Genomic DNA, 19,023 nt, shown 5'->3' on the forward strand with positions numbered 1-19,023 from the left:
GTCGCGTCCGTCCTGGGCCCAGTCGACGCCAGTGACGTCGTCGACGGCGGAGGCACCGTGGGCGATGCCCCCTTCGTCCCGATGGACCTAGTCGCGTTCCTGATGAACCGGGAGGACCGATGTCCCAGCCCACCACGAGCCTCGCCCGAGGCCTCGAACTCGGAGCGGGTGATCTCGTCGTGGTCGTCGTGGTCGCGGTGGTCGCGCTCGTCGCCCTGGTCGTCGGCGGCCTGCTGCTCAAGGAGGTCCTCGCCAACGACGAGGGCACGGCCTCGATGCGCGAGATCGGCCAGGCGGTCCAGGAGGGGGCGCAGGCCTACCTCAGCAGGCAGTTCCGCACCCTCGGCATCTTCGCGGTCGTCGTGTTCGTCCTGCTGTTCGCCCTGCCGGCCGACGACCTGGCCGAGCGGATCGGCCGGTCGATCTTCTTCGTGGTCGGGGCGGTGTTCTCCGCGGTCATCGGCTACCTGGGCATGTGGCTCGCCACCCGGGCCAACATCCGGGTCGCCTCCGCGGCCCGCGAGCCCGGTGGCCGGGAGAAGGCGACCCGGATCGCGTTCCGCACCGGGGGCGTCGTCGGCATGTTCACCGTCGGCCTCGGCCTGCTCGGTGCCGCGGTCGTCGTCCTCGTCTACGCGGGCCAGGCCCCCCGCGTCCTGGAGGGCTTCGGCTTCGGCGCGGCGCTGCTGGCGATGTTCATGCGGGTCGGCGGCGGCATCTTCACCAAGGCCGCCGACGTGGGCGCCGACCTGGTCGGCAAGGTCGAGCAGGGCATTCCCGAGGACGACCCCCGCAACGCGGCCACTATCGCCGACAACGTGGGCGACAACGTCGGTGACTGCGCCGGCATGGCCGCCGACCTCTTCGAGTCCTACGCCGTCACCCTGGTCGCCGCGCTGATCCTCGGCACCGCGGCGTTCGGCCTGGAGGGCCTGCTGTTCCCGCTGATCGTGCCCGCGATCGGCGTCGTCACCGCCATCCTCGGCGTCTACCTGACCAAGGCCCGGGCCGGGGAGAACACGCTGCGCGCGATCAACCGCAGCTTCTACCTCTCCGCCGCCTTCGCCGGGATCCTCTCGATCATCGCGGCGGTCGTGTACCTGCCCGGCAGCTTCGCCGGCCTGACCACCCCCGGCGACGCGTCGGTGCCCGGCCTGGCGGGCGACCCACGGATCGTGGCCTCGGTCGCCGTCGTCATCGGCATCGCGCTGGCCGTGGTCATCCTCAAGCTGACCGGCTACTACACCGGCACCGAGGACACTCCGGTCAAGGACGTCGGGAAGTCCTCGCTGACCGGCTCGGCGACGGTCATCCTGTCCGGCATCTCGATCGGCTTCGAGTCGGCCGTCTACACCGCGATCGTCATCTCCGCGGCCGTCTACGGGGCGTTCCTGCTGTCCGGTTCGATCGTCGTCTCGCTGTTCGCGGTCGCCCTGGCCGGCACCGGCCTGCTCACCACGGTCGGCGTCATCGTCGCGATGGACACGTTCGGCCCGGTCTCGGACAACGCGCAGGGCATCGCGGAGATGTCCGGCGACGTCGAGGGCGACGGCGTCGACATCCTCACCGAGCTCGACGCGGTCGGGAACACCACGAAGGCGATCACCAAGGGCATCGCGATCGCCACCGCGGTGCTGGCCGCGACCGCGCTGTTCGGCTCCTACCGCGACGCGATCAACCAGGCGCTGGCGAGTGCCGGGGTCCCGCTGCAGGACGCCGGCACCGCGTTCGCCTACGAGGTGTTCAGCCCGAACACCCTGGTCGGCGTGGTGATCGGCGCCGCGGTCGTGTTCATGTTCTCCGGCCTGGCGATCAACGCCGTGACCCGCGCGGCGGGTGCGGTCGTCTACGAGGTGCGCCGCCAGTTCGCCGAGAAGCCCGGGATCATGAACCACACCGAGCGCCCGGAGTACGGCCGCGTCGTCGACATCTGCACCCGGGACTCGCTGCGCGAGCTGGCCACCCCGGGCCTGCTGGCGATCTTCGCGCCGATCGCGGTCGGATTCGGCCTCGGCGTGGGACCGCTGGCGGGCTACCTGGCCGGGGCGATCGCGTCCGGGACCCTGATGGCGATCTTCCTCGCGAACTCCGGCGGTGCCTGGGACAACGCGAAGAAGCTCGTCGAGGACGGCAACCACGGCGGCAAGGGCTCCGACGCGCACGAGGCGACGATCATCGGCGACACCGTCGGCGACCCGTTCAAGGACACCGCCGGTCCGGCCATCAACCCGCTGATCAAGGTCATGAACCTGGTCTCGGTGCTGATCGCACCGGCTGTCGTCCTGCTGTCGACGCCGGGGACGAACCCGACCGTGCGGGTCCTGATCGCGATCGTGGCCGTCCTGGTCATCGCGGCCGCGATCGTGGTGTCCAAGCGCCGGACGTCGGCGATCACCGACGCCCCCGCGGAGAGCTCGGTGGGCTGAGCACCCCACCGCACCGACCGGGCCGCCCGACCGAGGGGTCGGGCGGCCCACCCGGGTCCGCACCCACCCGTTCGTCGGCGCCCGTCTCCCTCCGCTCCGCCGCCCGTTCCCCCGCCCCGGCGACTTGCATGATCGTCATTACCCCGAACGGACCAGTCGCGGAGGGCGGCGGCACCTGACCTGCGCACACGGCTTACGGTCGACCCAGGATCGTTGCCCCTCGGCGCCCGCGAGCTCCCCCGCTGCGGCGCCCCCGAACCGCCTGGAGCCCCGCCCATGGCCACCCCCCGACCGGGACGCGCCGCCCGGGTCCTGCTGCCGACCCTGGCCGCCGCGTTCCTCGCCGCCGGCTGCTCGACGACCGTGGTCGGCACGGCCGCACCGGACCCCGCTCCGCGCCCGACCAGCGGTGTCGGCTCCGACCCCGTGGCCTGGAGCGACAAGGTCTGCGGCGCGCTGGTGTCCTACTACCGGCCGCTGACCGCGCGCCCCGACTACTCCGGCGCGGACCTCCCGGGGATCAAGGGCCGGCTGGCGGACTACCTGAGCAAGCTCTCCGGTGGGATCGGCGACGGTCAGAAGCAGCTCCAGGCGGCAGGTGACTCGCCGGTGACCGGCGGCGACGAGTTCAAGAAGTCGATCGGCGACCTGCTCAGCCGCACCTCGACGACCATCGGCCAGGCCCGCGCCGACGTCGACGCCGCGAACCCCGCCGACGTCAACGGCTTCCAGGCCAAGCTCCGCTCGGCCGAGGACAAGCTGCGCACCATCGGCTCCGCGCAGGGCCTGGAGAAGCTCGGGGCGACGCCGCGGCTCGACAAGGCCGTCGCGAGCGCGCCGAAGTGCGGTGAGCTGAACAAGCTGACCAAGCCGAGCTGAGCCGCCCGGCGCACCCGGGTCGCCCGTTCGGCGAGCCGCACTGGATCACGTCGAACATGCGTTCTACGCTGCGCGTGTGCCGCAGTTGTCGCTGTTCTCCGCGGAGGCCCGTCCGGCGGGTCTGCCGGACCTCGCCGGGCTGCTGTGCGGCCCGGCGCGGATCGCGCGGTTCGGCGCCGGGGACACCGCGCGCCTCGACGTCCCGCTGCCCTACGACGACCGCGAGCGCGCCCTGGTCGCCCTCGCCGCCGCCCGCGGCGTCACCCTGACCCGCCAGGACACCGGGGCCGCCACCCCACGGACCCCGATCTCCCGCCCACCCGCCGGCGACGCGACCCCGGCCACCGACGGCCCTACCCACGGCGGCCCTGTCCACGACGGCGCGGCACACGACGGCGCGGCACACGACGGCGCGGCACACGACGACACGGCCGACGACATCGCACCGTCGGACGAGACACCGCCCGCCGGACCGGCCCACCGCACGACACCGCCCCACTGCACGACACCGCCCCACCTCACGACGCTGGGCAGCGCCTTCCGCCGTGACCTCGCCCCGCTGGCCCGGACCTGGTCGGACGGACAGGGCCGCAAACGCGTCCCGCCGGACTTCCAGCTCGACGGCGCGGCCCTGCGCCTGTGGGTCCTGGCGGCCGGCCGGGCCGACCTGCGGGGCGGTCACCTGCTGCTCCTCGACCCCGACGCCCCCTGGACGCACGGACCGCTGGTCGCCGCGGCCACCCGAGCGGGCCTGCCACCGGCCAGGCTCGTGGCCGGGGAGCACGGTGTCCCCGGTCCCGCTCTGCGCATCCACGGAGCCCGCAGGATGGGCCGTCTGGCCGAACTCGTAGGGCCCGTACCGCGTACGTTGAATCCGTCTGAATGGCCGCGTGTCCGCGGTCGACCAGCCGCCTGACCTGCCGGGTGTCACCCGGGGCTACTCTGTCGCATCGCCCGGCACCGGTGGGCGAACCCACGGCACGCGGCCGCGACGGTGTGAGATCGTGCGATCGTCGGCCGGAGACAACGCACGGCGTGACCACTCCGGCACGCTCCGCGCAGGAACCGCGGAGACCGGCACGGCACGGTCGTCGCAAGCAGCGCGGCGCAGCCGGAGAGATGAGGTAGGGACCACGTGGCAGCAGCGACAACGGGCACGACGGACTCGGCACCCGCGGCGGGGGGCGACACCAGCAAGCCCACCTCGACGACGAACGCCTCCGGCCGCCCGGTCCGCCGCCTGGTGATCGTCGAGTCGCCGAGCAAGGCCCGCAAGATCCAGCCCTACCTGGGCAACGACTACGTCGTGGAGTCCTCCGTCGGCCACATCCGCGACCTCCCGCGCGGCGCCGCGGACGTGCCGGCCAAGTACAAGGGGCTGTCCTGGGCGCGGCTCGGCGTCGACGTCGACAACCAGTTCTGGCCGCTGTACGTGGTGCAGCCGGACAAGAAGAGCCTGGTCTCCGAGCTCAAGGAGGCGCTGAAGTCGGTCGACGAGCTCCTGCTCGCCACCGACCCCGACCGCGAGGGCGAGGCCATCGCCTGGCACCTGCTGGAGACCCTCAAGCCGAAGGTCCCGGTGCGGCGCATGGTCTTCCACGAGATCACCGAGTCGGCGATCCGAGCGGCCGCGGAGAACACCCGCGACTTGGACCAGGACCTCGTCGACGCGCAGGAGACCCGCCGCATCCTCGACCGGCTCTACGGCTACGAGGTCTCGCCGGTGCTGTGGAAGAAGGTCATGCCGAAGCTCTCGGCGGGCCGCGTGCAGTCCGTGGTCACCCGGCTGGTCGTGCAGCGCGAGCGGGACCGGATCGCGTTCCGCTCCGCGGACTACTGGGACATCGCCGCCACCCTCGACGCCGGTGCGGACGCCACCCCGCGCACGTTCGGCGCCCGGCTGCTGCAGGTCGACGAGCAGCGGGTCGCGACCGGCCGCGACTTCGACTCGCTCGGGCAGCTCAAGAAGGACTCCGGCGTCGTCGTCCTGAACGAGGCCGACGCCCGCCGGCTGGCCGAGGGCCTGCAGGACCGCGACCTCAACGTCGACTCGGTCGACTCGAAGCCCTACACCCGTAAGCCCTACGCGCCGTTCACGACGTCGACGCTGCAGCAGGAGGCCGGGCGCAAGCTGCGGTTCTCCTCCGAGCGCACGATGCGCAGCGCGCAGCGGCTGTACGAGAACGGCTACATCACCTACATGCGGACGGACTCGACGAACCTGTCCGACACCGCGCTGACCGCGGCCCGTGCCCAGGCCCGCGAGCTCTACGGCGACGCCTACGTCGCCGACAAGCCGCGCCAGTACAACCGCAAGGTCAAGAACGCGCAGGAGGCCCACGAGGCGATCCGCCCCGCGGGCGAGTCGTTCCGCACCCCGGGCGCGATCGCCCGCGAGGTCGACGGCGACGACTACCGCCTCTACGAGCTGATCTGGCAGCGCACCATCGCCTCCCAGATGAACGACGCCCGCGGCACGACCGTGAGCGTGCGCATCGGTGGCACCGCCGCGACCGGTGAGAAGGTCGTGTTCTCCGCGTCCGGCCGGACGATCACCTTCCCCGGCTTCCTGAAGGCCTACGTCGAGACCGTCGACGACGGCTCCAAGGAGCAGGCCGACGACGCCGAGTCCCGGCTGCCGGAGCTCACCGAGGGCCAGTCGCTGACCGCCGCCGAGCTGACCCCGGACGGCCACTCGACCAGCCCGCCGGCCCGCTACACCGAGCCCGGCCTGGTCAAGGTCATGGAGGAGCTGGGGATCGGGCGCCCGTCGACGTACGCGTCGACGATCAAGACGATCCTCGACCGCGGCTACGTCTGGAAGAAGGGCTCCGCGCTCGTCCCGTCCTGGGTGGCGTTCGCCGTCGTCGGGCTCATGGAGCAGCACTTCGGCCAGCTCGTCGACTACGACTTCACCGCCGGCATGGAGGACGACCTCGACTCGATCGCCAACGGCGACGACTCGCGCGTCCACTGGCTCAACGGCTTCTACTTCGGCACCGAGGGCGACGGCCCGACCGACACCGGCTCGGAGATCGCCAAGGCCGGTGGGCTGAAGAAGCTGGTCGGGTCGAACCTCGAGGAGATCGACGCCCGCACGGTCAACTCGATCAAGATGTTCGCCGACGCCGCGGACCGCGACGTCGTCGTGCGCGTCGGCCGGTACGGCCCCTACCTCGAGCGGATCGTCGACGGCGAGTCGCAGCGGGCGAACCTGCCCGACGACCTGCCGCCGGACGAGCTCACCGAGGAGATCGCCGAGAAGCTGTTCTCGGTGCCGCAGGAGGGCCGCAAGCTGGGCACGGACCCGGTGACCGGGCACGAGATCGTCGCGAAGGAGGGCCGGTTCGGCCCCTACGTGACCGAGCTGCTGCCCGAGCCCGAGGTCCCCGAGGGCGCGAAGAAGAAGCCGGCGAAGCCGAAGCCGCGCACCGGGTCGCTGTTCAAGACCATGTCGGTCGAGACGATCACCCTGGAGGAGGCGCTGCGGCTGCTGTCGCTGCCGCGCGTCGTCGGGACCGACCCGGAGTCCGGTGACGAGATCACCGCGCAGAACGGCCGCTACGGGCCGTACCTGAAGAAGGGCACCGACTCGCGGTCGCTGACCGACGAGGAGCAGCTGTTCACGGTGACCCTCGAGGAGGCGCTGGAGATCTACAAGCAGCCCAAGCAGCGGGGACGGGGCCGGGCCGCGGCCGCGCCGCCGCTGCGTGAGCTGGGCGAGGACCCGTCGACCAGCAAGAAGATGGTGATCAAGGACGGCCGGTTCGGCCCCTACGTCACCGACGGCGAGACCAACGCCAGCCTGCGCAAGGGCGACTCGGTCGAGGAGCTCACCGACGAGCGGGCCTCGGAGCTGCTCGCCGAGCGCCGGGCCAAGGCTCCGGCCAAGAAGACGACGACGCGCCGGAGCACGGCGTCGAAGTCGACGGCCGCGAAGAAGACGACGGCGTCGAAGAGCCCGGCGTCCAAGAGCACGGCGTCCAAGAGCACCGGGGCGAAGAGCACGGGCACCAAGAGCACCGGTGCCGCGGCCGAGAAGCCGACCGGCACGTCCTCGCGCAGCCGCCGGACGCCGACGAACTGACCTGCGTCGTGGCCCCCGGACGGCGTCCGGGGGCCACGCGCGGGCGGCTCAGCTGCTGAGCGCCTTCTTCACCGCGGCGGCGACGCGGCCACCCTCGGCCTGTCCGGCCGCGGCCGCGTTGGCCTTCTTCATGACCTGCCCCATCTGCTTCATGCCCGGGGTCTCGCCGGTCTCGGCGGCCACCTGGGCGACGGCGTCGGCGGCCAGGGCGTCCACCTCGTCGTCGGAGAGCTGGGTGGGCAGGTAGCGGGCCAGGACCTCGCCCTCTGCGCGCTCCCGCTCGGCCTGCTCGGTACGGCCGGCCCCGGCGAACGCCTCGGCGGACTCGGCCCGGCGCTTGGTCTCCTTGGTCAGGACCGAGCGGACCTCGGAGTCGGAGAGCTCCTTCGCGGCGTCCCCGGAGACCTCGGCGTTCCCGATCGCGGTCAGCGCCGACCGCAGGGTGGTCCGGACCAGTTCGTCGCGGGCCTTCATGGCGGCGGTCAGGTCGGTCCGCAACTGCTCCTTCAGAGTGCTCACGGCTGGCCACGATAGTCCTGGCCCGTACTCTGGACGGCGTGAGCACCGTCGGAAACCTCGCCCGTCTCGCCGCCGGAACCGTCGCCCTCGGAGCCGCAGGCCTGGGATACGCGGCGGGCATCGAACGGCGGCACTGGACGCTGCGCAAGGTGGAGCTGCCGGTGCTCGAGCCGGGCGCGGAGCCCCTGCGGATCCTGCACCTGTCCGACTTCCACCTCACCCCGGGCCAGCACGCCAAGATGCGCTGGATCTCCGCGCTGGACCGGCTCGACCCGGACCTGGTGATCGACACCGGGGACAACCTGGCGCATCCGGACGCGGTGCCATCGGTCCTGGGCGCGCTGGGCCCGCTGCTGGACCGGCCGGGCGCGTTCGTGTTCGGCAGCAACGACTACTACGGCCCGACCCCGAAGAACCCGGCCCGCTACCTGCGGCGGGGCGACACCCGCCGGATCCACGGCGAGCCGCTGCCGTGGGAGGACCTGCGCGCCGGGTTCCGCGAGCACGGCTGGGTCGACGCCACCCACTCCCGCCAGGTGGTCGAGGCGGGCGGCCGGACGGTCCTGATCTCCGGCGTCGACGACCCGCACCTGAACCTGGACCGCTACCCGCGGATCGCCGGTTACGACCCCGCCGTCGACCTGCGGATCGGCCTGACCCACTCCCCCGAGCCGCGGGTGCTCGACGGGTTCGCCGCCGATGGCTACGACCTCGTCCTGGCCGGGCACACGCACGGCGGTCAGCTGCGCCTGCCCGGATACGGCGCGATCGTCACGAACTGCGGGATCGACCGGGCCCGGGCCCGCGGCGCGAGCCGCTGGGGCAGCCACACCCGGCTGCACGTCTCGGCCGGTCTGGGCACCTCGCCGTACACCCCGGTGCGGTTCGCGTGCCCGCCCGAGGCGTCGCTGTTGACCCTGGTCGCACGCCCCACCAGCGGCGACGCCGGCAGGGGAACCCCCGCGCACGCGTCGGAGGGCGTCGGGTAGAGTTTTCCTCGGCTCGCAGGAAGGCCAGGTCGACGGTCGGCTGGCGAGTCACTCGGGGTGTGGCGCAGCTTGGTAGCGCGCTTCGTTCGGGACGAAGAGGTCGCAGGTTCAAATCCTGTCACCCCGACACACACGAAGGCCCTGGTCAGCGGCTCGTTCACACGAGCCACCGGCCAGGGCCTTCGCCGTGCGTGCACCCCTCTGGCGTACGCACGTACCCTGGGGGCCGTGAGCGAGAACCAGGTGACACTCGACCTCGACGACGCGGGACTGGCGCAGGGCCTTCCCCGGCCGCAGCACGAACTCGACGGGATCCAGGACGTTCCCTTCCGGCCCGTGCAGTTCCGTGACAACGACCTCCCCACCGCCCTCGAACGGGCCGCGCACTGGCTGCGCGACACGCAGCAGTGGCTGGGCGAGCCGGTCGACGTGATCGCCGTCCATCTGGACTACGACGACCGCTCCGAGGCGGCCTACTACGAGCTGAAGCTGCTGTGCAACGAGGAGGACCTCGCCGGCGCACCGATCGCCGTGCGGGACCGCCACTGACCATTCGGTGACGCGGATCACTCCGGGGGTCGCAGGCAGGGCGCCGCGCGACCCCCGGGGTGAGCCGATGGCTGGTCAGCGAGCCGCGCGGCCACGTGCAGCACGGAGCCTTCGAGCTCCCCCACGGCCGCTGTGGCGGGGCCGCGAACCGGTGGACCCCCTCGACTGTTGGACGCCGGACCCCGGTGCTGTACCGTCGATTTCGGTTTGAAGTTCGTAGTTCTGAAGTTCGTGTTTCACAGCGCGCTCGCAGGATGATGATGCGGGCGGATTCGCTGTCTTTGGTGTAGCCGAAGCGGCCGCCGTCCGGGAATCCCATCTGACGGATTCCCCTGACCCGGACCGCCACAGGACGTGGCCGTTCCGTCCCAGCCTCACCGAAGGAGAAACAAACATGACTCGTGGCACCGTGAAGTGGTTCAACGCCGAGAAGGGCTTCGGCTTCATCGCCCCCGAGAACGGCGGCGCCGACGTGTTCGTCCACTACTCGGCGATCGACTCGTCCGGCTACCGGGAGCTCACCGAGAACCAGGTCGTCGACTTCGAGGTCACGCAGGGCGCCAAGGGCCCGCAGGCCTCCTCGGTCACCATCTGAAACTCGGTCCCGGTGACCATCCGAGACTCGGTGACCCTCTGACCTTTGGGTCGACGGCACCGGTTCCGCGCGGTGGCGGCGTCCGGCCAGGACGCCGCCGCCGGCGGCCACCCGACACATTCATCGACACACGCATCGACGACGATGCGAGAGGTATCCCCATCCGGACCCAGCTGCATTCCCGGCCCGTGTACTCACCCGGCCGGACGGCACGTCCCACTTTCGTTCCCCGTTCCGACACCGCCGCTCCGGCGCCATCCGACACCGCCGCTCCGGCACACTTCCTGGACAGCGCGGAAAGCGCCCCGGACGCCGTCGAGCTCCCCGTTCCGGACCGCAGCGAGACCGCCATGTGCGGCCACCGCTCGCCGTTCGACGCCAACGCTTACTGAGCCCCGACGACCGGGCTCTACCCTGCGGGCATGCCCTTCGTGGTCCGCCCCGCCACGTCGTTCGACGACGTCGCGGCCCTGCTCGGGCCGAAGCGGAACCCCGACGCCTCGGTGTGCTGGTGTCTGAGCCACCGGCTCGACGCCGCCACCCAGCGGTCGCTGCACGGCCGCGCCCGCGGCGAGTACGTCCGGGAGCTGACCGGGCGCGCCGTCGCCCCCGGAGTCCTGGCCTACGACACCGACGGCACATCGGTCGGCTGGGCGGCGCTGGCCCCGCGCTCGGAGCTCCCGTTCGCGCGCTCGCGCACGATCCCGCACGTCGACGACCTGCCGGCCTGGTCCATCTGGTGCTTCCGGGTGCGCCCGGGTCACCGGGGGCGCGGCATCACGCACGCCCTGCTCGACGGGGCCGTGGGCTACGCCCGTGAGCAGGGTGCGCCGGCCGTCGAGGGCTACCCGGTCGACAACGACGGCGCGAAGGTCGACCCGACGATGGCCTACGTGGGCACCCGCGCGTTGTTCGAGGCGGCCGGCTTCACACTGGCCGCGCCGACGTCCGGGGTGTCCGGCGGCTTCCCGCGTGTGGTGATGCGCCGCGCGCTCGCCGGCGGCTGACCGGTCAGCTGCGGCGGCGCTCCCGCCGGAGCACGAGCACCCCGGCCACGACGGCCAGGACCGCGGCGCCCGCGAGACCGTGCTCGATCCAGCCGCCCCAGCGCGTCGCGACGGTCAGGTCGGTCCGCAGCGGCACCGGCTCGACCATGCTCGTCGCCGTGTACATGTCCGTCGACGCCGCGACCGTCCCGTCCGGACGGACGACCGCGCTGACCCCGCTCAGCGCCGCGACGACGGCGGCGCGCCCGTGCTCCACCGCACGCAGCCGGGCCATCCCGAGCTGCTGGTAGGTCATCTCCCCCGGCCCGTACCAGGCGTTGTTGGTCGGGACGACGAGAACCTGGCCACCGTCGGCGACGCCCTCGCGCAGCACCCGGTCGTAGGCGACCTCGTAGCAGATGCCGACCGCGGTGCGGATCCCCGCGACGTCGAGCACGCCGGGCCGGTCGCCCGCGCGCAGGTCGGACAACCCGACGTACGGCGTCACCAGGCTCGCGATCGGCCGCAGCGGGATCCGCTCGGCGAACGGGACGAGCTCCTGTTTCGCGTAGCGCTCGCCCGGGCCAGCGCCGGGATTCCAGGTGACGACGGCGTTCTCGGTGTCGTCGCCGCTGTCACTGTTGTAGAGGTAGGCGCCGACCAGGACCGGGACGCCGAGGGCGTCGACGGCGGCGTCGATCGTGGGGTCGACGCCGTAGGTCGGGGTGGCGCTCTCCGGCCACACGACGAGGTCCGGGCGCGGGACCTGGCCGGTGCGGATCCGCTCGGCCAGCGCCGCAGTCTCGGCGAGGCTGTTGGCGCGCAGGACCCGTCCGGCTCCGAGCAGCTGCAGGCCGATGTCCGGCGCGTTCGGCTGCACGACGCCGACGGTGCGGGTCCCGTTCTGCGGCTGCGTCGGCGGTGCGGGCACGACGAGCACCGCGAGCACGACCAGCGCGAGCGGGACGACCGCGCCCGGCACCGCACGGCGCAGCTCGCCGCGCGGCAGCCCGCGGGCCCCGGCGAGCGCGAGAAGCAGGGAACCCAGGCAGAACCCGGCGGCCACGGTCACCAGGGACACCAGCGGGGCCCCGCCGATCGCGGCCAGGGGCAGGAACGGGCCGTCGACCTGCCCGAACGCGACGCGGTCCCACGGGAAGCCGTTCAGCGGGAACCGGCTCTGCACCCACTCCTGCCCGACGAACACCAGCGCCGCCCAGAGCGGGGCACCCGGCAGCCGCCGGACGAGCGGGACCAGTCCGCAGCCGACGGCGGTGTAGACCGCCATGACCAGCGCGAGCCCGGCCCACGGGAACGGCCCGAACTCGCGGCCGAGGAAGTTCTGGATCCACCACAGGTGCGGCAACCCGAAGCCCAGGCCGTAGGCCAGGCCGAGCCCGGCGGCGGCCCGGACGCGCCGGCTGCGCAGGGCCCACCACAGCAGCGCGAACCCGAGGACGGCGGTCCACCACACGGTCCGCGGCGGGTAGGCCAGGTGCACCAGCACCCCGGCGGCCGCGGCGGCCGCGACGCGCAGCGCGACCGGCCCGGCGGCGGCCCGGATACGGGCCGAGCGGGGCGTCACCAGCACGTCCGAGGGCACCAGGCAAGCATGATCCACCGCTCGCGGCAGGAGTACGCGGGGTGAGCCACGACGCCCCGGGTCAGGCCGGACGGACGAGCGCGGCGTACCCCGTCCGGCGCACCAGCAGCGCCACCGCGAGCACGGCGGCCGCTGCGACGACGTAGGCGGTGATCGCCCCGGGCACGTCACCGGACAGGTCCCCGGCCAGCGGCGGGAGCAGCACGGCGAACACCGCCACGACCCCGACGAGCGCGCCCCGTAGCCGCGACGGGACCGCGACGAGCAGCGGCGTCGCCGCCCACAGCAGGTACCAGGGCTGCACCACCGGCCCGGCGACGACGACCGCCCCGAGCACCAGGCCGAGGGCGGTGACCGCGTCCCACCGGCCACGCCACTGCCCGACGAGCACGACCACGACCGCGACCGCCGCGGCGGCGAGGCCGGCGGTGCGCCCGAGCGCGATCCCCGGCTCGACGAGGGCGGGGTCGGCGAGCCCGGCGGCGAACCCGGGCCAGTTCGTCGGCGCCATCCAGCTGCCGACCTGTCCGGGTGTCGTCATCGACCACAGCCACGACGTCCCGGTGATCGCCGAGACCAGCGCGCCGGTCACGACCGCGGGCCCGGCCACCAGCACCGCGGCGGGCAGCGGCCCGCGCCGGCGCCCCAGCTCGACGGCCAGGACCACCAACGCGGCCGCGGCGGGGATCTTCACCAGCGCCCCGGCCGTCACCAGGACGACGCCCAGCACCGTCGCGGGCCGGGAGCCCCGGTCCGCGCCGCGCAGCGCGACCGCGACCCCGCACAGCATCGGGGCGAGCATCAGCGCGTCGTTGTGCACCCCGCCGACCAGGTGGAACAGCACCAGCGGGTTCCCGGCGGCGAGCAGCAGCGCGGTCCCCTCCGGTGCTCCGGCCCGCCGGGCCATGGCGACCACGGCCCACCCGAGAGCCACCACCGCGACGACGGCGAGCAGCCGGTACGCGGCGATCCCGGCGACCGGGCCGTCCCCGGCGACGGCGGCGATCCCGCGTTGCACGAGGTCGGTCACCGGCCCGTACGGCGACGGCGCGTCCCGCCAGTGGCCGTCGACCCGAGCCAGCACGGCGGAGTCCGGCGGCAGCCCGCCGGCGGGACCGACCCGATGCGGGTCGGCGCCGCCCGCCGCCAGCGCGCCCTGCGCGAGGTAGGACCAGGCGTCCCGGCTGAACAGCGGCGGCGCGACGAGCAGCGGCGCCGTCCAGACCGCGACGGTCCGCCCCGCCCACCCGGGCGATGGCGCGGCCCGCGCGAGCAGCACCCAGGCCAGCACGACCAGGCCCAGCCCGGCCACCCCGGCACCGAGCGCGACCGCGGACGGCCGCACCCACAGCGCCCAGGCGCCGCCGGTGAGCAGCAGCGACCCGGCACCTCCGAGGAGGCGCAGCCGGGTCACCGCCGGCCGGCGGCCTGCAGACCTCCGGCGGGCAGCCGGTCGGCACCCCAGCTGCGCTCGATGTAGCCGATGATCTCGTCGATCTCGGCCGCCGGGACCTTCTCCGGCTCACCCTTCTCCAGCGGGTCCACGTGGAAGATGTAGAGCCGCGACGCGAACTGGTCGAACGGCAGCGACGCCTCACCGAAGCGCTCGCCGTTGCCCGCCGTCGACACGACGACGCCGTCGCCCCAGTCCTGTCCGCTGTCGTTGTTCGGGTTGTAGAAGTACACCCGCATCGTGTCCGAGGGGTCCGGTGCGACCCGCAGGATCGTGATCGCATGCCAGCCGATGTAGCGGGCGGCGGAGTCGGTGACCGCGATGCCCGCGGGCTGCGGATGCACCAGCGGCTGCCCGCCGTTGTAGGCCGGGTGGTAGCCGGCGAAGAAGCCGCGCAGGAAGCCGTCGAGGTCGATCAGGTTGCCCGTCTCGACGTCGACGTCGATCCGGAACCCGCGTGCGGCCCACCAGCCGTGGAACTCCGGGTTGACCCAGCGGTGCGGGTCGCCCGGACGGTCCGCGCAGCGGCGGCCCATCTCCGCGTAGATCCGGTCGAGGTGCGGGACGACCAGCAGCGACACCGGGTCGAGGTCGATCGGCATGGCCGTCGCGACCCCGCTGAGGCTGTCGTTGGAGGAGATCCGCTGCCCCTCGAAGTGCATGACGATCTCGTCGTCGCGGGCCGCCCAGGCGACCATCTGCAGCAGGTAGTCCGGGTCGTTGTAGGCCCACATCGACAGTGCCCGCGCCGACTGGCAGGTCGGGTTGTCGCCCTGGCCGACACCCAGCGGCAGTCCCAGCATCGACAGCACGCCGGCCAGCAGCCGGGCCTCCGGCGGCGGGGTGTCGCCGAACGCCTCGATCAGCCGCGCCCGCGCCGACGGGCACAGCTCCAGCGAGATCTGCCGCCACAGGCCCGGAACGACCGGCGGCTCGTAGAGGATGCCGCGGTCGAGCAGCAGCGACAGGCCGTAGATGCACTGCGCCGTCTGCGGGGTCACCGCCTCCTCGATCAGCCGGTGCACCAGGTCCCGGAAGCGGAGCAGGCAGTTCTTGCCCGTGTCGGACAGGCCCAGCGCCTCGGCGAGCAGGTAGTCGCCCTCGTGGCGCAGGAACTGCAGCAGCTCCGCGTGGTACGGCGAGACCAGCCCGGTGTCGTGCATGGCACGGGCGAAACCGGACGCCTCGTACTGCAGGCCTGCGCTGTCCATCGCCTCCAGCCGGGCCCGGAACACGTCCAGACCCGGGTCGTCCCGCGAGGCCTCGCTGGTGCCGAACAGTGCGGTGATCAGGCGGTCGACGCCCTGCCCGGAGGACACCAGATCGACGTTCGGGTCGCCCCGCCACACAGCGATCCGGGTGATCAGCGAGACGACCTGGTTCACCTGGATCGGGCGCTGGCGCAGGATCCGCCAGATCTCGTCGACCAGCTTGTCCAGCACGACGTCGTAGCCGATCACGTCGGCCAGGTGCCGGAACAGGTCCCGGATCAGCTGGGCCGTGCGGCCCTCCCGGACGCGCTCCGCCTCGCTGGGCGGGGTGAACAGCAGCTCCAGGTTCATCGCCAGCACCTGGGTCAGGAACTGGCGTGCGTCCTCGGCCGACAGCGACGGGTGGGCGTACTCGCCGTTGGCGATCGCCAGCGCCCGCAGCTCGCTCACCGCCTCCATCACGACGGTGTCGGCGTCCCCGCTGTGCAGGCCGGGGCCCACGAAACCGGGGACCAGGATCTCCGGGGTGGCCCAGTCGGTGCCGGTGAACAGCCCGGCCTCGTCGAGCCGCTGCACGCGGGCCTGCACGGCGGCGGCCCCGCCGGGCTGCAACAGCACCCGGCGGAGCTGCTCGATCACCCGGCGCAGCTTCGTCGTCTTCCCGAAGTCCGCGGCCTGCTCGAGTGCCGTGGTGGCGTCGTCGAGCGAGGCCAGGCGCTTGTCCAGCACCGTGGAGTCCACGTTCGCGACGTCGGCGGTCGGTTTCACAAGACTTCCCTCGTTCGCTTCACTGCGCCCTGGATGCCCGTTCCCGGGGATCTCAGACGTAGAAGTCGAGATCTTCCTGCTTCTTGAGAAGGTCGCGCATCCGGTACGGGTCCTCCCCGAAGAAGTAGAGCAGGCCCCAGTGGGTGCCGAACGCGGTCCGCTTGGTGACGGTCTCCTCGAGCGGCGCCGAGAGGTCGTGCGACTCGTAGTAGTCGTCGTCCTCGGTCTCCTCGGGGATCCGCAGGTCGGACACCACGCGGCGGCGCGGGTAGACGCCGAAGCAGCCGGCGACGCCGTCGGCGTCGACGACCTCCTTCGGGAAGAAGGCCTCGATCTCCTCCTCGGTCGTCTTCGGGTCGAACGCCAGGGCGAGGCCCTGGTAGGCGTTGAACCCGTAGGCGCGCTCGAGCAGCTCGAAGACCTTGAAGCCCGGCGGCCGGTAGGCGACCTCGCCGAAGTACATCTCGCCGTCGGAGGTCACGAAGTACTCGGGGTGGATGAACCCGAAGTCGATGTCGAAGGTCTTGATGAGCTTCTCGATCTGGGCCGTGATCGCCGGGCGGTACTTCTCCAGCTCCGGGGTGGCCGGCACGAACACCGAGTAGCCGAGCGTGACGTACTCGGAGATGTTCAGGAACTTGATCCTGCCGTTGTGGATCCAGGCCTCGACGGCGAACTCCCACCCGTCGAGGTGGGACTCCATCAGGACGGGGAACTCCTCGTCCGGGATCGTGTCGACCTCGTCCGGGGTCCGGATGACGCGGTGCCCCAGGCAGCCGGCCTTGTCGAACGCCTTCAGGTGGATCGGGTCGTTCGGGTCGCCGTCGAGCTTGAGCAGGGTCTGGTTGACCCGCTTGAGGAACCGGATCACGTCCTCGCGGTCGTGGGCCTCCTCGAAGATCCCGACCCGGATGCCGCCGAGCTGCGCACGCCGCTTCATCAGGGCCTTGTCGCGCAGCAGCATCGCCTGGCCGAACAGGCGCGGGTTGTCGAGCAGCACGGAGTTGATCGCCCCGGCCCACTCGACGGTCTCCTCGAACAGCGGGATCGCGACGTCGACGCCCATCTCCTGCAGCGTCTCGGCGATCTCCAGCGAGCGGTCGTTGAGCCGCTCGAAGTTCCACGGCACGTAGGGGATCTCGTGCTCGGTGCAGTACTCCTCGGCCCAGTCAGGGGCGACGACGACGTAGCGGCGGTCGAAGCGGTCGAGGGCCTCGACCGCACTCAGGCTCCAGCCGAGGAGCGCCACATAGCCCTTGTCGGGATTCTTCGGGGTCGGCTCGGACCGGGCCATCGGTCACTCCTCAGGTTGGTGCCTTCACTGGTGCTCGCCGTTCGCGCCCCGCTTGCGGGCACGCCGACACCGGGGACGATCACGTCTCCCCGGGGTGCGGCCCGACCGTACCTCCCGTGTGCCGTGACCGGGGTGACGAGCACATGACACCGTGCGGGCGCCCCCGGTCACGTCTCCGCGAGGTGCTCCTCGGCCTGCAGCACGAGCCGGCGCAGGCGGCCCGCCACGGCGTCCTTGCTCAGCGGCGGGTCCGCCATCCGGCCCAGCTGGGACAGCGAGAGTGACGCGTGCTCGACCCGCAGCTGCCCGGCCTCCCGCAGGTGGTCGGGGGCGCTCTCGCCGAGCACGCCGAGCGCCCAGCGGGTCCGGGCGGTCGCGGTCGCCGCAGCCGCGGCTGCGCGGCGTGCGTTCACCGACTGCAGCGACGGGCTGGCCCCCGGCAGCGGGCGGTCGTCGTCGGCGCTGCGGCGGACCATTCCCGCCACCCCCGCCGCACCGGCGCTGCGCAGCACCGCGTCGATGCTGTCCGGGTCCCGGACGACGACGCGGTGCTCGCTGGCCGTCTCCTGCACCATCGCCATCGCGCCGAGCCCGCGGGCCGCGCCGACCAGCGCCAGCGCCACCGCGGGACCGGGGCACAGCACCTGCAGCCGGGTCCGGCCGGACGGGCGGGCGAGCCGGCCACGGGCCAGCAGCGCACCGCGCCACACGGCCGCGGCCACCGGCGGACCACCGGCCACGACGGCAGGCGGCAGGCCCATGACGGGACCGCCACGCCGGTCGACCAGGCCCATCTCACGGGCGAGGTCGGTGCCCGACGCCGTGATCCGGATCGCGTAGCGGTGCGGCTCGGCACCGGACCCGACGATCTCGGAGACGTCCATCCGGCCGTAGAGGTCGGCGAGGTCGCGCCGCAGCCGCACCGCGGCCTCGGCCGAGTCCGGCTCGGCCCGGATGACGGTGCGGCCGCCGTCGACCCGCACCTCACCGGCGAGCCTGATCATGGTCACGACGGTGGCGTGCCGCGCCGCGGGCCGTTCCTCGCGGATCGCGACCAGCTCGCGGTGCATCTCCGCCGTCGCGCGCTCGGGATCGAACATCGTCCGGTCTCCTGCTGCTCTGCTGGGGCGCTCCGGGTGGGGCCCGCTGGCCCGACCCGGCTCCGCCCGTACCGGGACCGACGACCCCGACGCCTCACCGCCGGAGCCATCGAGGCTCGCGTCGCGGGTCAGCACCCTGACCGGCACAGACACCCTGACAGGCACAGACCAGTGCGTTCACTCATGGGCTCCCCCTCGCCGCGAGATGCGCGCCCGGAGTTCCCCGTGGGCCCGTGCGCATGTACACGCCGTGACGGCTGCCGCCTCAGCAGCCGTACATCGTCACGGACCGTACCGCATACCCGCGGTAACACGTGTCGCGGCACACGCATTACCGCGAGATGCAACGGCGTCACGCCCGGATCCTCACGCCCTGTTCACGCGAGCGTTGCTCCAGCCGTGCGGGCCGGCGCGCAGGAGCTCCGGGTCGTCCGGGCCCGCGACGCTCCGGGATCCACAACTGTCGATCCACAACTGTCCGGCCCGCCCTGGACCGCGACCACGACGGCATCGCCTGCGGGTGACCGCAGCGGCTCCCGGGTGCCCGCAACTCGTCCTGGCAGC

General features: G+C 72.8%; 15 protein-coding genes and 1 tRNA gene. 10 read left to right on the top strand and 6 right to left on the bottom strand.

What is annotated here, in order from left to right; translation table 11 throughout:
* Positions 1-119 precede the first annotated feature (119 nt).
* From ACLE50_RS08890 to topA, 4 genes are all read left to right on the top strand, one after another.
* Positions 120-2,426: a sodium-translocating pyrophosphatase gene (locus ACLE50_RS08890; protein WP_410942954.1), complete on the top strand. Its 2,307-nt coding sequence runs from the start codon at positions 120-122 to the stop codon at positions 2,424-2,426.
* Between the two features lie 276 nt (positions 2,427-2,702).
* Positions 2,703-3,305 carry a hypothetical protein gene (locus tag ACLE50_RS08895; protein ID WP_410942955.1) on the top strand — a complete coding sequence of 201 codons (603 nt, stop codon included), beginning with the start codon at positions 2,703-2,705 and terminating at the stop codon, positions 3,303-3,305.
* A gap of 76 nt (positions 3,306-3,381) precedes the next feature.
* Entirely contained in the window at positions 3,382-4,221 is an 840-nt protein-coding gene (locus ACLE50_RS08900) for a hypothetical protein (protein ID WP_410942956.1), read from the top strand.
* Between the two features lie 219 nt (positions 4,222-4,440).
* Positions 4,441-7,392 (top strand): type I DNA topoisomerase, encoded by a 2,952-nt coding sequence (gene topA, locus ACLE50_RS08905; RefSeq protein ID WP_410942957.1) that lies wholly within the window; start codon positions 4,441-4,443, stop codon positions 7,390-7,392.
* A gap of 48 nt (positions 7,393-7,440) precedes the next feature.
* Here the strand turns inward: topA and ACLE50_RS08910 are convergent, their stop codons facing one another.
* A complete protein-coding gene (locus ACLE50_RS08910) occupies positions 7,441-7,911 on the bottom strand; it encodes a GatB/YqeY domain-containing protein (RefSeq protein WP_410942958.1) in 471 nt (156 codons plus the stop codon).
* Between the two features lie 38 nt (positions 7,912-7,949).
* On the opposite strand from ACLE50_RS08910, the gene ACLE50_RS08915 reads away from it, so the two are divergent.
* The 5 genes from ACLE50_RS08915 to ACLE50_RS08935 all read left to right on the top strand — a co-directional run bounded on the left by ACLE50_RS08915 (position 7,950) and on the right by ACLE50_RS08935 (position 11,051).
* Positions 7,950-8,900 (top strand): metallophosphoesterase, encoded by a 951-nt coding sequence (locus ACLE50_RS08915; protein ID WP_410942959.1) that lies wholly within the window; start codon positions 7,950-7,952, stop codon positions 8,898-8,900.
* A gap of 53 nt (positions 8,901-8,953) precedes the next feature.
* Positions 8,954-9,027 (top strand) — tRNA-Pro (locus tag ACLE50_RS08920).
* 101 nt (positions 9,028-9,128) lie between these two features.
* A complete protein-coding gene (locus ACLE50_RS08925; protein WP_410942960.1) occupies positions 9,129-9,449 on the top strand; it encodes a hypothetical protein in 321 nt (106 codons plus the stop codon).
* Between the two features lie 394 nt (positions 9,450-9,843).
* The gene (locus tag ACLE50_RS08930) at positions 9,844-10,044 is read left to right on the top strand and encodes a cold-shock protein (protein WP_410942961.1); all 201 of its coding nucleotides are present in this window, start codon (positions 9,844-9,846) and stop codon (positions 10,042-10,044) included.
* A gap of 422 nt (positions 10,045-10,466) precedes the next feature.
* Positions 10,467-11,051, top strand: a complete 585-nt coding sequence (locus ACLE50_RS08935) for a GNAT family N-acetyltransferase (RefSeq protein WP_410942962.1) — start codon at positions 10,467-10,469, stop codon at positions 11,049-11,051.
* A 4-nt stretch (positions 11,052-11,055) separates the two neighbouring features.
* On the opposite strand, the gene lnt is transcribed toward ACLE50_RS08935, so the two are convergent.
* From lnt to whiA, 5 genes are all read right to left on the bottom strand, one after another.
* A complete protein-coding gene (lnt, locus tag ACLE50_RS08940) occupies positions 11,056-12,633 on the bottom strand; it encodes an apolipoprotein N-acyltransferase (RefSeq protein ID WP_410942963.1) in 1,578 nt (525 codons plus the stop codon).
* Between the two features lie 61 nt (positions 12,634-12,694).
* A complete protein-coding gene (mptB, locus tag ACLE50_RS08945) occupies positions 12,695-14,047 on the bottom strand; it encodes a polyprenol phosphomannose-dependent alpha 1,6 mannosyltransferase MptB (RefSeq protein ID WP_410942964.1) in 1,353 nt (450 codons plus the stop codon).
* A complete protein-coding gene (locus ACLE50_RS08950) occupies positions 14,044-16,065 on the bottom strand; it encodes a hypothetical protein (protein WP_410942965.1) in 2,022 nt (673 codons plus the stop codon). The genes mptB and ACLE50_RS08950 overlap by 4 nt, the downstream gene beginning before the upstream one ends.
* 52 nt (positions 16,066-16,117) lie before the next feature.
* Complete coding sequence (locus ACLE50_RS08955; RefSeq protein WP_410942966.1) at positions 16,118-17,359, bottom strand: ATP-grasp domain-containing protein; 1,242 nt, start codon at positions 17,357-17,359, stop codon at positions 16,118-16,120.
* Positions 17,360-17,526: 167 nt separating this feature from the next.
* Entirely contained in the window at positions 17,527-18,459 is a 933-nt protein-coding gene (whiA, locus tag ACLE50_RS08960) for a DNA-binding protein WhiA (RefSeq protein WP_410942967.1), read from the bottom strand.
* 341 nt (positions 18,460-18,800) lie between these two features.
* Here whiA and ACLE50_RS08965 point away from each other — a divergent pair, with 341 nt between their 5' ends.
* Positions 18,801-18,983, top strand: coding sequence for an excalibur calcium-binding domain-containing protein (locus ACLE50_RS08965; protein WP_410943256.1), 183 nt, complete (start codon positions 18,801-18,803; stop codon positions 18,981-18,983).
* Positions 18,984-19,023 lie beyond the last annotated feature (40 nt).

Source organism: Pseudonocardia phyllosphaerae (assembly GCF_046546475.1).
In the GTDB taxonomy this organism is placed as follows: Bacteria; Actinomycetota; Actinomycetes; order Mycobacteriales; family Pseudonocardiaceae; genus Pseudonocardia; species Pseudonocardia phyllosphaerae.